Origin of the sequence: Shewanella sp. SG41-4 (assembly GCF_014164505.1) — a bacterium.
Lineage (GTDB): Bacteria > Pseudomonadota > Gammaproteobacteria > Enterobacterales > Shewanellaceae > Shewanella.
In genome coordinates, this window is the sequence record NZ_JACJFI010000080.1 from 1 (window position 1) to 16252 (window position 16252).

Annotated in this window: 13 protein-coding genes and 2 pseudogenes; 9 read left to right on the forward strand and 6 right to left on the reverse strand. The window is 40.0% G+C overall.

Annotated features, from left to right (window positions below; translation table 11 throughout):
* The first annotated feature begins 458 nt into the window (after positions 1-458).
* The 6 genes and pseudogenes from H5202_RS09580 to H5202_RS09605 all read left to right on the forward strand — a co-directional run.
* Positions 459-935, forward strand: a complete 477-nt coding sequence (locus H5202_RS09580; RefSeq protein ID WP_182771877.1) for a hypothetical protein — start codon at positions 459-461, stop codon at positions 933-935.
* The gene (locus tag H5202_RS09585) at positions 935-2533 is read left to right on the forward strand and encodes a site-specific integrase (RefSeq protein WP_182771878.1); all 1599 of its coding nucleotides are present in this window, start codon (positions 935-937) and stop codon (positions 2531-2533) included. The genes H5202_RS09580 and H5202_RS09585 overlap by 1 nt, the downstream gene beginning before the upstream one ends.
* Complete coding sequence (locus H5202_RS09590) at positions 2526-5417, forward strand: site-specific integrase (protein WP_182771879.1); 2892 nt, start codon at positions 2526-2528, stop codon at positions 5415-5417. The genes H5202_RS09585 and H5202_RS09590 overlap by 8 nt, the downstream gene beginning before the upstream one ends.
* Positions 5418-5423: 6 nt before the next feature.
* Positions 5424-6512 (forward strand): hypothetical protein, encoded by a 1089-nt coding sequence (locus H5202_RS09595; RefSeq protein ID WP_182771880.1) that lies wholly within the window; start codon positions 5424-5426, stop codon positions 6510-6512.
* A gap of 510 nt (positions 6513-7022) precedes the next feature.
* A complete protein-coding gene (locus H5202_RS09600) occupies positions 7023-8189 on the forward strand; it encodes an Arm DNA-binding domain-containing protein (RefSeq protein WP_182771881.1) in 1167 nt (388 codons plus the stop codon).
* A gap of 177 nt (positions 8190-8366) precedes the next feature.
* A pseudogene (locus H5202_RS09605) lies at positions 8367-8927 on the forward strand (MBL fold metallo-hydrolase RNA specificity domain-containing protein); the annotation flags it as partial.
* A gap of 112 nt (positions 8928-9039) precedes the next feature.
* Here the strand turns inward: H5202_RS09605 and H5202_RS09610 are convergent.
* From H5202_RS09610 to H5202_RS09625, 4 genes are read right to left on the reverse strand one after another with little or no spacing between them, the layout of a single operon-like run.
* Positions 9040-9309 (reverse strand): Txe/YoeB family addiction module toxin, encoded by a 270-nt coding sequence (locus tag H5202_RS09610; RefSeq protein ID WP_182771882.1) that lies wholly within the window; start codon positions 9307-9309, stop codon positions 9040-9042.
* Positions 9302-9556 (reverse strand): type II toxin-antitoxin system Phd/YefM family antitoxin, encoded by a 255-nt coding sequence (locus H5202_RS09615; protein WP_182771883.1) that lies wholly within the window; start codon positions 9554-9556, stop codon positions 9302-9304. The genes H5202_RS09610 and H5202_RS09615 overlap by 8 nt, the downstream gene beginning before the upstream one ends.
* A gap of 18 nt (positions 9557-9574) precedes the next feature.
* On the reverse strand, positions 9575-9898 hold the full coding sequence (locus tag H5202_RS09620) for a hypothetical protein (protein ID WP_182771884.1): 324 nt from the start codon (positions 9896-9898) through the stop codon (positions 9575-9577).
* Positions 9855-10100, reverse strand: a complete 246-nt coding sequence (locus H5202_RS09625) for an RHS repeat-associated core domain-containing protein (protein WP_443019393.1) — start codon at positions 10098-10100, stop codon at positions 9855-9857. Before H5202_RS09625 ends, H5202_RS09620 begins: the two co-directional genes overlap by 44 nt.
* A gap of 189 nt (positions 10101-10289) precedes the next feature.
* Here H5202_RS09625 and H5202_RS09630 point away from each other — a divergent pair, with 189 nt between their 5' ends.
* The 3 genes and pseudogenes from H5202_RS09630 to H5202_RS09640 all read left to right on the forward strand — a co-directional run.
* A complete protein-coding gene (locus H5202_RS09630; RefSeq protein WP_182771886.1) occupies positions 10290-10643 on the forward strand; it encodes a type II toxin-antitoxin system RelE/ParE family toxin in 354 nt (117 codons plus the stop codon).
* Entirely contained in the window at positions 10633-10941 is a 309-nt protein-coding gene (locus H5202_RS09635) for a helix-turn-helix domain-containing protein (RefSeq protein WP_182771887.1), read from the forward strand. The genes H5202_RS09630 and H5202_RS09635 overlap by 11 nt, the downstream gene beginning before the upstream one ends.
* Positions 10942-11090: 149 nt before the next feature.
* Positions 11091-11576: pseudogene (locus H5202_RS09640) on the forward strand (MBL fold metallo-hydrolase RNA specificity domain-containing protein); the annotation flags it as partial.
* A 271-nt stretch (positions 11577-11847) separates the two neighbouring features.
* Here H5202_RS09640 and H5202_RS09645 read toward each other — a convergent pair.
* Both H5202_RS09645 and H5202_RS09650 read right to left on the reverse strand, forming a co-directional pair.
* Positions 11848-14034, reverse strand: a complete 2187-nt coding sequence (locus H5202_RS09645) for a DUF255 domain-containing protein (protein WP_182771888.1) — start codon at positions 14032-14034, stop codon at positions 11848-11850.
* Positions 14031-16252 (reverse strand): CRTAC1 family protein (locus H5202_RS09650; RefSeq protein WP_182771889.1); only part of this gene is annotated, 2222 nt, incomplete at its 5' end. The genes H5202_RS09645 and H5202_RS09650, both read right to left, overlap by 4 nt.

Below are 16252 nucleotides of genomic sequence, written 5' to 3' on the forward strand. Positions count from 1 at the left end.
TTAAAAAATACTATGATGGAACCGCTTTTTCCACAATGTGATTAGGTAATCTTCGTTGTATTAGACTTTTTTAAAATCAACAAGGTGTAATGCCATTTCATTCAGAGAAGCCAATAATTGGTTCGGGAGATGCTATCAATTTACTCTCCACGACAAGCTCAATGACAATCCTATAAGTGCATCCACATCAATTTAAATTCATCATCCGAATAAATTTATCTTTCGCCAAAATATGAATCAAAATCACCTAAATCGTTTATTACACAATAAAAAACAACATTTTTGTTGTGTAATATTATGAATAGTAAAGGATTTATTAATAATGATTAATATTATATCTATTGCAACCACCAATAATTACTGTACAAATAGACAGTGCTAAAGAAGTGGAAAATTAATTTCGGTAAGCATCATTTGATATGCGCATAACTAGGACTAATATTATTCTGGCTAAAAATATGACTAAAACTAAAAAAATCCGGCTGGACTCGCTTCAATTGAAACAGCATCCAGAACTCATTAGATTATGCTCTGAAGACAAGTTAAAGCAGTCTGCTATACCCGATCTTCGATTTCTTTCTTTTGAACAACTTCAGTGCTTACTCGATACCTGCCCAATTCCGGTTATAACATCATCAACCCCGAATGAGTACTATTTGCTAACTTCAATGCCTCTGTTGACTCTGTTACTTAGCCACCCTGAAAATCATAAACTCACAGCATCAATCGTCATTTACAACAAACCAGAGCCAATACTAACCACCCTAGCCTTTATTCGACCCGCTTTGTTTTATCCAGAGTACAAACGACTTCCAGAAACTCTGCATGGCCGGCTCAATAAAGCAAAATCAATGGGGTTAACAGTACCGACAAAAAAACAACTCAGCCGATTGAGTCACACTTCCCCCTCAGCTATTCGAAGGGCAAAAGATTAATGAACTCTGATGCTATAAAATCCAAAATTAGACACAATAATAGTGGTGCTCCTTTCCCTAATGCTCGTTATTGTGCGCTTAAGCTATCAGCTGCAATTATCAGATTGAAAAAAACTTATCTACCATCGCCAAGTGAAACGGTCACTCAGTTTGATCGGGCACTTTTTAACTTCATGTACCTATGGTTAACAGGCTCACTTGCGTCATGCAAATCAATCGATGACATTCCAGATATCAGGAACGTAAGTGTTAGCCAGCCTTGTCAATCTCATTGCCTAAGAAGTATTAGAGAAAAATCCCCCTCGTGGATTGAATATGCTTTGCCGGTGCCTACCAAGCATGGCGTTAACTGGCAATGGCAACCTATTCCAAACGGGCTAAACCATTTGTTTTCTCATGCTATAACCAAAACAAAGCATGCTGAAAAGTGCTGGATAATGAATACCACTGAAAAAAAACGATTCTTATGCTTTATCAAATCAAAATGGCGGACGCCTACAATATTGAAAGGAAAATACCTTGCACGAAAGGATGTGCTATTTAACCATTTTCATAAAATGGCGCAAGTTGATCCAAACCTTACAACACCGGCAAAGGCGGTCATTCTAGGGATCGATAAACTGCAACACGTTAGTGCCTTCAATTATCAGAGACGTGACAGTGAACAAATAAGATACGATATTTTTAGAGCACAAACACAGTATTTAGAGCGGCTTAGCCAAGCCATAAATGAACCAGAATTAATTGCATTATTGAGTGTGCCCAAACCGACATCGACGACAAATACACAGTTAATTCGCTTCCAGACAAATCCGCAATATTACTTATGTACTCCAGGACGGATCCATTCACTTCATTATGATGTGTCGTCAGCTTTGCGAACATATATCCAAACACCTCCCATCTTTGTGGGTTCTTTGCGACAGATAAAAGTAGATTCTGTACGTCGATTTTTTCACAAAATCCACGTTCATGCGAAGAAGCTTGATAGTAGTATGCATACACAAGAAACCTTACGTGAACTGCACAATTTTCGAGTTTTTGAATTAGCGTTATTGTTCATAGCGTTAACGAGTACACGTCCAACACACGAAATCACATTACTGAAAGAGTATTGTTTCGACCGACGCAATGCCATCGTTTTTGATAAAGGTCGCTATCGCTCAATTTGGCTATGTGATTATTTTCGTAACGCATTATTACGCTATGACTTTTTACAACAAAACTTAAGCCGTCACTCATCAACATCACTTGATTCGCCTCATATGTGGTTTTTAGTTGATGAAAATATGGCCATAAAACCATTATCAGCAAAAGTATTACGCCAATTTATGGCTAAGTGGTGGGCAACTGCTAACCCTGGAGAAGTAGCTGTTCCCTACCAATTACGACATTTCTTTGCCCAACACGCACTAACATCGTGCTCCCCCACACTCAACGCTCAAGATATTGACAGATTGATGGGACATGCTAACTGGGGTGAACAACTGGGTAGCGATACCCTATATCCCATCACAAATAGCAAGCTTCATCACTTCCTAAATAAAATTCCTGATTTTTTAAGCTTAAAAGAGATAGAAGGAAATTATCATGGCTAAAAGAGGGCTAACGGCTGACATCGTTTTCGAGTACCGTGATGATCAGGGCTTAACTTGTGAAAAGCAAGAACACATTCAATGGGTGTGCAATATACTTAACTCATTAAACATTAGCGAACGAGCATTGTCTCAACAGCAGCTGAAGCACATTAATCAAAAAATTAGAAGTGTGCCAACGGGTCGCCAAAGATCGCTATCAACGGCACTTAATCAAGTATTACTTTACTTAAAAGACATATGTGATTGGCAATTGCCTCAAACAAAAGAACCCGTCTTTCGTGATGAATCCATGATGTGGTTGTTAGGTATATTAAAAAAAAATCAATGTGCAAGTCAGTGTTTTAGCCATTATGAACAACAGCGTGAAACGTTTATGAATAAGCGATGGCATAACATGGGTTGGACATTGCTCGTGCTGAATTTCGAAGTCGCCCCACTGCACCTATCATATTGGCAAAAAATACTATCAGATCCTTCTTCAATCGAATTTTTTGAAGGACAATTTACCTTAAAGGTACCCCATTACAAGCCTATCGCCGCATTCTCAAATGACAACATAGCCAGCTTTACCCGTTATGCGCTGCCTTCTTTTCCTTTGAAAGTTTTGCAAGATTTTTACCAGCTCAATTCTGTAAACAACTTAACCATAAAATCATTACTGAATGCTATTAATGACTGGGTAAACCTCGAACCTTATCACTTCTCACCAATGGATCCCGCTGAGTGGTTGCGGACATTTCAATCTTTTTGGCATCATCATTATGTTATACCACCGGCATTATTACGTGATCTAAGTGATCCTATGCGCCATGTAGCGACGCTTAGCAATCCCAAACTATACGCAATTGATGCTAAAAAGAAAAAGACATTATACCAAATACCATTTCAGCAAGCGTGCAATCTAAAGGCGCATAGCCCTAAAACAACTCGCACCACCTATTGGCCCCATAAAGCGCTCATAAAATATTATAAAAAAGGGTCAAAGGTGCAACGCATTAAACCCGCTACTCCTGAGTGGGATCTAGAAAATGTACTCCCAAAACTGTTCTTCCACTTTACTGAAGAATTATTTATTGAAGGCGGCGTTAAACAAAAAAATCTGCAAACAAGAAGTATCGAACGCTACACGAATTTCTATAACAATTTGAGCCCATTGAGTCTTAATGATGCTAGTGAACCAGAGAAATTGCACCAATGGGCACATGAAGAGTTCGAACGCTTAAATGAACAAACTACGCCTTGGCATTTATACAATTTTCTTCGAAGTGCTTCGCATCAAGAACTAACAGACCATTTGGATTTAAGCCTATTTGAACGTCCTGAACTACCCGCATTAGTCGATTCGTTTCGTCTGGACGTTTCTCAAGTCAATCGTGCTGTAACACTATTGCTTTCATCGCATAACGGTAATGCCATGCAACGGCTATTTGCAAGCATTGCTGTCATCCTTGGGTACTATGGCACAATGCGACGAAGTGAAGTACTCAGGCTGCGCCTTGGTGACATTAGAGTGAACGCTCAAAATAAGCAGCTTTTCGATATCGTCATAACACACACACCTGAAGGACGTACCAAAAACGGTAAAACCAGAATGGTCAGTGCTTTTATGCCGGCTTCAGCAGCCAAGCTAATTCGAATATTACTCAAAATAAAATCGGGCAGTTGTGACAGTAAGCCACTACTGGGCTTTGAACATGAATCTATTCATGTTCGCGCAAGCCAGTATCTTTATCCTGCGACTCAAGCACTCAAAATGCTATTTGGATCTAAAGTACGCTTTCATCATTTACGACACAGCGGAGCCGAATTACTTTACTTACAAGGACTACATCTCGTTTATCAGCGACGAGAATGTCACCTCAAAGAGATTCTTCAAGATGACGCGACTGTGGCAATGTTAACTCATGAAAGCTGTATACAACGATTTGATTTTTGGTTGGAAGGACGCCCGTTTTCCCAACTGAATACAGGGTTATTATTTGACGTTATTTCAAAACAATTAAGTCACGCCCATTATGCTACAACTCGACGCCACTACATTCATGGCATGGAGAGAATTGTTCCGTTACTGAGACCTGTTTGTCGACAATACTCTCGAGCAGAGCTTCGCTACTTACTCGATTTACCCGTCGGCTCAAATGATATATCACGCATTTTAAACACACTGTCTTCTGAGTATTCATCATTATCGGACAAGGACAAAAAACAATTTCAACCGATATTGAGTGAAAGCCAAGTGTTACAAAAATTAAAACGAAGCCAGTTTCCTTTTAAAAATAACACTTTACCCATTGAAAAAATGCTTTCTCTTGATGATGATTTTGCATCACTGTGGATAAGCTCAATGCCTGTTGATTACTTCGATAAGCAAGCCCCCATTTTCCATTACTTTTGCCAGAAACTCTTCACATCGCTGAACAAAGGAGATCTCGACTTTAAAACAGTCAATGATCAATGGCATCATCTTGCACAAGGGCAATATTTTAATTTTACCGCTAAAGAGCACACCGCACTTAACACTCTCGGCAAACCGCACATCATTATCCATACACCAAAAGCATCAAGCGTCGAAACACTTAATATTCAGTTCCAATGCCAATGCAATCAAAAAGTATTAGATGCATTTATGACTCTTTGCCATGTGGGTTCTTTTAAGCATTACAAAGCCAATTTTGTACTTCAACAAAATAGAAAAAGCCTTAAAAGTAATAAATTAAATATGGTTAAAACGCAATTTATGCGCAAAGGAGATAGCGTCAACAAGCAGAAAATACAAACCGGTAATACCCAGCTAATTGTCACTTTAGAAACCCAAATACCATCGAAAAAACTAAAACCAATACTTGATGGTTTTTTTACCCACTTAACAGCAAAATTAGGATGAATCTATATGTCGAAAATCATTTTTAAGCCGGAACATCATCAGCCCATCAGTCACCTACTTGAGATGGTAAACAAGTCAGATACCGAAGCTCGTATATCTTTTGTTATCGACGAAATGACATGCAAAATCATTGGCGGTATGGGGGATAACCTTCAAATAGTCAGCCTAGATACTGAGAAAAAATGGGGGATTAAGAATGGGGACTGGAGCATTTCGGCAAGTAGTCTGAAGCAATATTGGAACAATCAAAAGGAGCTGATTAAATCAAAAACTGATTTTTACATCGAAGTTAACTACAAGAAGAAAAGCACATATCCCTTTATTGATACATTAACAGAACACGAGTCTCGGCTCTATTTTCAAGCTAAATCAGCGATAGCTGAACACCTTGATTTTTTATCGCTCGCAGAGCAATCAAAGCAACATACATTATCAACATCCAAAGCAAAGGACATCATCAAAGCAGCTGAAACTCACACGCCATTTGATACCTTTGAAATCAATAAAGAGCGAGCACAAATTCGTATCGAACGCGACAACGAAATCATTCCCTATGCCATACCAGAGTCATTAAAGCCAGAATTCAACTTGCTGCTAAATAAAGATAGCGTTTCACAGCTCAGTAATCTCTGCGATTCCACTAGCGCTGAAACTGTTTCAATTTACATTGATGATGAACGGGCAATATTTAGTGATGGTAGCAGAGTTATTTCAAGCTCATTGCTGTCACTACGAGACTATGCTAACAAGAAAGAAATGTCATTTACTGTTGAGCAAAAGCTTGTTGTCAATATCTATACATTCAAAAAAGAAATCGAAAACTACCGTGATATAGCGTTAATCAAACAAGCAAATGAGGCGCTGCTATATATCGATAATCATTGCGTTATGTTCGCAGGCCTCACTGACGAAACAGGTGGTAATCGGTTTTTATCAGCAGAGCATATAGGGCAAACTCGACCAACAGTATACCGAATTGACTTAAGTGAACTGTCAAAGGTAAAAGTGAAGGACATCACCACTGCAACCCAAATCAAAATCCACATGTTACTTGGCAATAATGGCAAGCGAAAACTCGGCTTCTACAGTGACTGAGATGCGAATCAACCGTATCAAAGCGTATATGATATAGAGCTTGCACCTGAAAAAATGATTCAGGTACTCGACGCTAAAAAAGCACTGGAGCAGAAAATCAAAGAAAATGGCGGAGAAAAAGAGAAACAAGGCGATTTATTGGGGTTTGATGATGTTTAAACTAGCCACCGGCACACGAGCATAACATACCAACAATTTTGCTTTGGAAAATGGTCAATGTAAAAAGTTGAGCGTTTGACAACAAAATACTGGACAAATACACAGTGCTAGGTATATAACTGGGACTGGTTAACTAATAAGCTAAAAATTTAGCCTATTGGGAAACACAATGAGGTGATGGACTTGCGCGATTGGCAAGTTGAGTTCCCCTTAAAATAGCAGTTGGGAGAGAGTGGCGGCAACCACTCTCCCCCGTACCGGCTGCGACGACCTTTAACCCGTACCCAGCCGATGGCTAAATTCTAACGAATTCCATCGGATAGGGATAGATCTATTTGATGGAGGCCTATTATGGCTCAAATTCGCATTCGCCCCAATGGGCGTATTCAGTTCGACATACATCTTTATGGCTGCCGCTTTCGTGAAGGCACTAAATTGATGGCCACACCTAAAAACCTTGCAAACGCCAAAGCCACACTCAAAAAAATGAGTGCCGAAATCGACTTAGGCACGTTTCAGTATCGTGACTATTTTCCTAACAGTAAAAAAGTGGCTCAGTTTGAGCAACTGCAACGCGAAGCCCACCCCGACCGCCAATATCCTTTCTTTGATAACTTTGCCAACCAATGGTTTGAACGCAAAAAAGCGACATGGAAAAACAGTTATCAAGCCACCATACGGGCGGCATTAGATAAATACCTTATCCCAGAGTTTGGAAATACCTTAGTCAATGAAATCACCTTGTCACAGGTGGATTACTTTCGTCAGGCGTTAAAAGAAGGCGAGAAAAAAGACGGTTCACGCTTGTTGTCTAATCGTCGAATTAACTTTGTACTCTGGCCTCTGGTTGCCATCGTGAGTTTGGCCGCTGAAGAATGTAAGTTTGAATATCCACTAAGACGATATAAATCGCTCAAAGAAGAAAAGGCGGAATCCCATCCCATGACCATTGATGAGGTGCGCAAGTTTTTGGCTAAAGCACCGTTAAAGTGGAAGGATTATTTTATTATCCGATTTTGGACAGGCATGCGCAGTTGTGAGGTGCATGGTTTGGAATGGGAGCATATCGATTTTGACCACAAATTAATCCGAATTCGTCAAAATTGGGTTAATGGTGAAGTGTGTGATGTGAAAACACCAAAATCACGCCGTGAGCTTAAGATGTGTGACACCGTATTTGATGCGTTTAAACGTATTCAAGCCGTTAAAACCGGACGATCTAACTTTGTATTTATCGCGCCGACAGGCTTACCACCTTCAACGCATTTTATAAGTCGTAAATTGTGGTTCCCCACCTTAAAAGCCGCAGGCTTAAAACTCCGTCGACCTTATGAAACACGCCATACCGCTGCTGTGCTTCATATCGCTGCTCACGAAAACCCACTCTACATTTCACAAATGCTCGGTCATAGCGATACACGATTATTATTTGAAGTCTACGCTCCCTATGTCGCTAACGCTTCACGTCTAGATGGCAGTGCATTTGATTCATTGATGAGAAGTGAGGGATTGGGCTAATAACACCTGAGGTAGAAATTAACTTCCGCGCGACTAAATAAATGAAGTGAGTAAGCTAACATCTGAAAACTTCATCTATCAAGTATAAAGGCACAGCTTGGTTCTGAAGCCACATACATTTCATATTGTATTGTCTCTGATTTTAATGGCCTTGTTGATGATCTAATCATTAAGGTCCTGTCAGCCACTATTGGACAAAAGTATAGTCAATTCAAAAAATTATGGGACAACGAAGCCAAAAGAAAACTGGCCTAAGGACGCCATCCGCTCGACTTTAATCAATTAATCACCATCGACAGCCATCAAGACCATCTCGCCGTCATCAACTATTTAGACTCAATCAATAAACCCGCCATCATTATTGCTGCATCAGGCATGTGTACTGGCGGGCGGATCAGCAACTACCTCGCCTGCTTTTTATCCAAGCCTACCACCGACATCCTTTTTGTCGGTTACCAAGCCAGAGGCTCTACCGGCCGAGACATACAAACCTATGGCCCCCAAGGCGGATACGTCTATATTGACAAGATAAAGATAGACATCAAAGCCACCATCCACACCATCAGCGGCTACTCCGCCCACGCCGACCAACACAACCTCATCAACTTCGTCAAACGCATGCACCACAAACCAACCCACATCAGGTTCGTCCACGGCGACGACGAAGCAAAACAAGCATTAGCAAACGAATACCAAAAGATGCTGCCAGAGGCAGAAATTGAAATAGGTAAGGAATGATGAGCCTAGAAGCTGCGCAACTAAAAAGCCTAGATCGCTGCTAGGATGCTAGGATGCTAGGATGCTATAAAATCTAAAATTATTTGTTCACTTCCCACCGCTGAAAGTTGGGTTAGTAATGATAACGGCATGAAATAATTGTGATGGCCTGATCATCAGCCGCGTAAATTAACCTATTTGTGTCATCAATTCGACGTGACCAAAAACCAGATAAATTTTCTTTTAATGGCTCAGGTTTACCTATACCTTCAAATGGTGAACGCTTCACATCGCTGATAAGTTTATTAATACGTTTAAGCGTCTTTTTGTCTTGGGTTTGCCAATGCAGGTAATTACCCCAAGCTTCATCAGTCCAAGATAATAAACGCTGACGACTACTCATCTATCAACTCTCGAGCTGTTGTTTGACCTGCTCGATATTGCCCTATTGAACGATTCAGGTGCTCCGCGTTTTCTGGAGAACGAAGTAAGTAAACAGTTTCCATTAGGCTATTGTAATAATCCAATGACATCACAACAGCGTCTTCTGAATCTCTTCGCGTAATTACGGTTGTATCGGCGTCATTAACCACACCGTCCAATACTGCTTTTAAGCTATTTCTAGCTTCTGTAAAAGATACAATTCTCATAAAACCTCAACATGTACATTAAATGGAACAAGTATAGTTCGAGTGACCACACTTGTACATTAAATTGAATATAATAGATTTTTCAGCAGCTAATGCCCCAATTAGGGGAGATGGTGAGCCACCCCATAGTGAAGAGCCTGAGCCACCATTCTGGTTTTGCTTTACATTGGTACTAGTATCTTTAATACCACTACTATTTTGCTTACCAACATCAGACTTGAAGCGCCCTGGGTTATTAGTAAAGACCATTGCATCTTTTACATCGCCCTTACTGCCAGAAGTTACGTAAGTGTTACCATTACTGTCTTTGCCAACTGTACCAATCCTTTTTGCAATCTGCATCTGTAATAGCTTTTGTCTCACCGCTCTTCCAACTACCAGAGCAGTCAGACATGTTGTCTTCTGCCTGACAATACCCCGTCGGATCAACCACACTCATCGGGTTATTCAAAATATACGAGTAAGGATTAGCACTCTGGCTATTCTCTGGGAACTGCAAAAACGGGCCAACACTTAAAAAACGACCTATGTTGAAATCGTACATCCGCCCGTTCATGTAAATTAATCGAGCAGAATCATTTCATAATCATAGCAAATACCGTAGCCACAAGTTTTTTAGCTAGACGAATTATTTGAAGCATTGCTGCCCTCCCAAAGTATGGTAACCTTTACTACACTTTAGATAGGTGAGATCACAGTAAAAATATACATCACCGATTAATTTGAAAAGCTGATGTATAAAGCCAAACTAGATGATGATGTCATCGTAAAGGTAGCCAATGAGCTGGATAATGGTCTACATGATGGTGAGCTGCAAAGTGGGAGCCCATATAAAAAACGGATCCCTTCACCAGGCCAAGGCAAGCGAGAATCAAATCGAAGTGTGATCGCTATCCAAAAAGGTGACCAATTCTTTTTTATAGATGGCTGGCGAAAAAAAGACGTCCCTAAAAAAGGCAAAGAGATCCCAGATAAGCTAATGGAAACCTATAAATTAATTGGTGATAGCTTCCTGAGTTTTACAGACGAACAGATAAAGCAGAACATCTTAGATGGTCAGCTAAGAGAGGTAAGAAATGACGGATAAACGTTTAGAAAAGATGCAAGCAATGGCGAAGCACTTTAGTGAAAACGGCTCTGTTGATCAACTCACCATGCGTAAAATTGATGCCCTCGCAATGAGTGCAAAGAAAGAAGATATGACCGCTGCCAGAATTCAACTATTACGAAAGCGAGAGCACATTAGCCAAGGCGTTCTTGCTACCGTTCTCAATATGAGTAGCGAAAGTGTTCAGAAGTGGGAACAGGGCAAAACCAAGCCTCAAGGGGCTGCATTGCGTCTATTAAACATTATCGATAAGAAAGGCATTATGGCTGTCATATAGTATGAGTCACATTGGATTTAAAGGCTCATCAATAGCGGCTAAACGATAAAGGCTCCGACAAGGAAGCCTTTATCAAGCCAACGCTAATCACGAGCCGACGGATGTGTCTTATTATACACTTCACGTAATTTCATCATGCTTGCATGAACCAAGGACGCCACCCACTCGACTTCAACCAACTCATCACCATAGACAGCCACCAAGACCACCTCGCCGTAATCAATTATTTAGACTCAGTTAATAAACCCGCCATCATCATCGCCGCATCCGGCATGTGCACCGGCGGGCGGATAAGCAACTACCTCGCCCGCTTTTTATCAAAACCCACTACAGACGTACTGTTTGTCGGCTACCAAGCCAGAGGCACTACCGGCCGCGACATACAAACCTATGGCCCACAAGGCGGATACGTTTACATCAACGAACTCAAGATAGATATCAAAGCCGCCATCCACACCATCAGCGGTTACTCCGCCCATGCCGACCAACACAACCTCATCAACTTCGTCAAACGCATGCACCACAAACCCAGCCACATCAGAATCGTCCACGGCGACGACGAAGCCAAACAGGCACTAGCAAAGGAATACAAAAAAATGCTGCCAGAGGCAGAGATTGAAATAGGTACAGAATAATAAAAAGAAACATTATGGGCTGAACTAGACAGCCAGAACTCGATGTATGGATTGCTTTTATTTAGACAACAACAATTTAGGACTGTAGATAAGTGTTGTCTATACATCGATCTAGGATAGACAAATAAATTGAGAATAAATTAATAGTTTCAGGGTTTTAAAGGCTATCGTATTAAATGAAAAATAGAGCATGACTTAACAAAAATGCTTTGTTCTGATTAATTAAAGTATCGTGGCATCGAGGTATAACCGCATTAACAACATCATGACACTAATGTGTAATCATTTGGGGAGGCACTAATAAAATAGTTTCCGGTAACAAACATATTTTATCAGAGCACATTTGTAAATTGAGCTTAATGGGTATTCTAGTGTGCTGTAATTGCTGGTTGTCCAATAAGATCTGAATGGTCGAATCATAAACACTCAGCATATTCTTACTAAATGATAAACTGACTCGTTTAGCTTCTGGAAAGTCTGCCTTCACGGGGTCATCATTAATAAAATGGATAGCGGTAGGGATCAGTTTTTTATCCAATGGCTTATTCGAATTAATGTGCCAGCCACCAGCTAGGTTAATTTGTAATATTAAATCCTTGCCTACCGTTACAAAATTGACAACCCCTTTACCTCTTCCGATAAAATAAGGTGATCGATTATTACGGGCAGTTTTGTCTGCAGCAGACAATAAAGACAATTGCGATATCGTTAATGGCGACTGAACTGATTTTGCCATCAACCCAGCCATCATATCAGTCATCTCAGGCTCTCCAGTGGCCAAATATAATTGTTTGTAGGCATTTATTGCCATAGCCACCATTGAGGGCAGTTGATCATCGACGGCAAGTAATAATGAATCTGTGTTGTCTACCAACATCCCCATTTGATGGCTCAATTTAATGGCTAAAGCCAAATCATTGGAATTACCGCTAATACCGTACTTCGACAACAATGCCTGAATAAAGAGCGCATAATCATCGAGCTTTGCATCGACCGAGGCCCTGCCATCATAAACAATACGATAAAGCTGGCCATCGCGATAAAACAGTTGATTTAATTGATCAATATATTGGTACATCTTGCGCTGAATTTGCTCATCTAACGTTGCCGAATACATCTCTGCTAACGCAATAGCATATAAAGCATTCCAGGACAAAATGCCTTTTTGATCAGCCATGGGAAAAGGAGAACCGTCTTTGCGCAGTTGACTCAATGCGTTAATGGTTTTAGCCGATGGTAAATTGATAGAGTGTAGAGAAAATAATTTACTCTCAGGTGAATGCTTAAAAAGTGATTGTTGTTCATCAGAAAGCCGTGAAAGATCTTCAATTGTAGTCTGGTAATAACCACCTTCAATATCATTAGATAATGCAGACAAAGACGAAACATAATAGCCATTATATTTCATTTTTGATTCAACAAACTCAATCGTTTGATTAGCAATATCAATATACTGCGTCATGCCTGTTATCAAATAAAGCTTAACCAAAACACGTATAAGTTGTGCTTGATCATAAAGCATTTTTTCGAAATGAGGCTTTTCCCAGTCACCCGTTTCAGAGTAACGATGCATGCCGCCATCAATAAAATCATAAGTAGGGCTAATTAAAAAACTATCCCCTTGTGATTTTACAATATCTACATATTCAACATTAGCCATTTTGTCGTATTCAGCTAAAAGGTGTAGCAGCCATTCAGCTCGTAAAAAGCGCGGTGAATCATGGCTTTGCTCTTGCGTTAGCACAGCCATAACATCTTCAAGTAAGCGGGCATAACTTTCAGGCAATAAAAAGTCGTCTAATGAAATTTTTTGACTTGAAAACAAATGATTCTGAAGTGACTTAGCCTTACGAGTGAGTTTGTCAGGATTAGCTGACCATTTTGAAGAAAGTACCTTTAATAAACTGAGCAATGAAGGTTGAGACAGATAAGAGTCAATCCAAAGAATATCCCCGTCAGGAGTTAAGATAACTTGGATAGGCCAACCTGGGTTTCCTGTCATTCTTTCAAGCGCTAAGCGATATTTAGCATCAACTTCAGGTAATATTTCGCGGTCAATCTTCACATTAATAAAGTGATTATTTAATACCGTGGCGATATCGGTGTCAATATAGCTTTCATTTGCAAGTACATGACACCAATGACAGGTGTCATAACCAATAGACAAATAAACAAGCTGGTTTTGCTTTTTGGCTAGAGCCAAAATATTATTTGACCAAGGCTGCCAATGTATCGGCTGCAATGCATGCCTTAACAAGTAAGGCGAGTCTTCAAGCACAAGCCTATTAATATAATCGGGGGTTTGACCCATATTCAGAATATTTTGATCAATAAACCACTGCTTTCTTATTTCAAATTGCTTAAGTAAACGCTGTTCACTTGGAGCTTCACTGCCGACACTTTGGTTGCAATAAAGCGTAAAACAACAAAGCATAAACAGAATACATCTCACCATCATGGCTTTGTAGCACCATAGGTCAATGTATAGCGATGATTTGCTTGTAAAGGACCAAATTGCTGGCGCTTGCCATTAGGCCAAATAACCATCACTCTTACACTGTTATCTTTTCCTAAACCAAAAAGTTGTTCTTTAGGGTGCACCGACATATAACCTTGGCTGCCACTCACTTGGCGCCAACCGTAGCCTTTATCACCAAAACCAACAATAATTTGAGCACCAATACCGTCAAGGTTAACACCCTCTGCTGGTAAACCTTTTACACGCAACTTTAACCAATTATTGTTAAGTGTCTCAGCCTTATTTTCAAATAACTTAGCCTTGTCATGATAATTATTAACTAACACATCTAAGTCACCATCATTATCGAAATCTAAGTAAGAGGCAGAACGAGAATTACCGATAAAATCCAAACCACTTTGAACAGAAGTATTGACTAAACCACCCGCTTCATTCAAAAAGAATACGTTACTTGCTTTAGCTGCATCAGGAAATTCAGCGTTAACACTTTCACCGGTAATAGGGTCGGCATAATAAGGGTTACTAGTTGAATAAACATAATAATCATTCATGCCATTAAGCACATAGAGATCATCGTCACCATCATTATCGGCATCAAAAAATTCGGCATCCCAAGCCCAACCGGTTGATGAATATCCACGTCCTACTTTATCGCTGCGTTGATATTTTAATGCACCTTTTGAATCAAAACTGGAAATGAAGAGGTCATTACCTTCAACAACTCGCATATTGGCAAGTTTATCGGGATTAAACTCAGCTTGTGTCTCTTCACTCGGCAATACATATTTTTGATCTTTGTTCATGGTCACAATATTAGAGATATACACATCGGCGATACCATCGTGATTCAAATCACTTAAGCCTATATTCATTGTATATGACGGTTTGCTCGTTCCAATTTTATCTGCGTAATCAACAAAAGCCTTGCCTTGTTTATTGATGTAGTAACTATTAACACCAAAATCGTTACCCACTATTAAATCTTGCCAGCCATCCATATTTAAATCGGCATGCGTTACAGCTTGTCCCCAGCCTTTATTATTGGCGCCTAGGGCATCTTTAGCTTGCTCAAAAACAAAGTTACCCTTATTAATGAACAGCACATTTTCGCCACCGTTATCATTACGACGCTTTAAGGTTGGTAAATCACCTTTAAGATAATTGCCAAAATATTCAATATAAATATCTAGTAATCCATCATTATTAACATCAACAGTAGTAGCTGGACCGCCAACCATGCCAGCGCCACCTAGTGCCGCTATAGCCGTCACATCTGTAAAACGGCCATCGCCATTGTTACGGTATATTCGATGAGGCTCATCAACATAAGTGATCATAATGTCTTGATCGCCATCATTGTCCCAATCGGCTATCAAAGGTTGCCTTGGCTCACCGGGGAGTTTTTTTGCCGCATTAACACCAGGACGTTGGCTGATATTCTGTAAACCTGATTGCAAAGTTACATCTTCGAAAAAGCTGCCACTATTATAAAATAATTTATTGCCAGCACCACTTAATAGCAAAATATCAACAAGTCCATCGCCATTAATATCTTCTGCCGCCACGCCACTGCCACCAAAGGCTGGAGGAATAGTCGAAATCCCGGTATTAGCATCTTTATTCAAATAACTCCTTAACTGACGACTGAGCCAATCAGACGAGCGATGTTCAAAATCTATTTTTTGCTTATCTGTCACGTTATCAAAATAACGGATCACTTTATTATCCTGATTGCCCGCAGACATAATCACCGGAGCAGGCAATATTTCAGGCTGGTACTGATGGTAATTATTCACTTCTTTCTTGATGGACTCATAAGCACTTGTCACTAATGCTGAAGATAACTCACTCTGATTATTTAACTTTCCTAATTCACCCGCTCGTCTTAATAACAACACACCGTAATGGGCAATCGCCTCAGACAATAATTCCGCAGCAAAAGGATCCGCCTCTAACTTAACTTGTTGCCCTAAGTCAGATAATGCTTCTTTGAAATATAACCAATGCAATCCAGAGTCTCTAAACGAATCCATATCATAGGATTCAATGACAACTTGTTTATCTTGAGGATATTGTTGATAAAATATTACATCTTCATATTCATTTACAGAATGAGGCAACAATTGCTGCATCGCGATCGCGACATCAGCTTCTTTTATCACATTAGCCTTCCCTGCTTGTGCTTGAGATTGCAAAT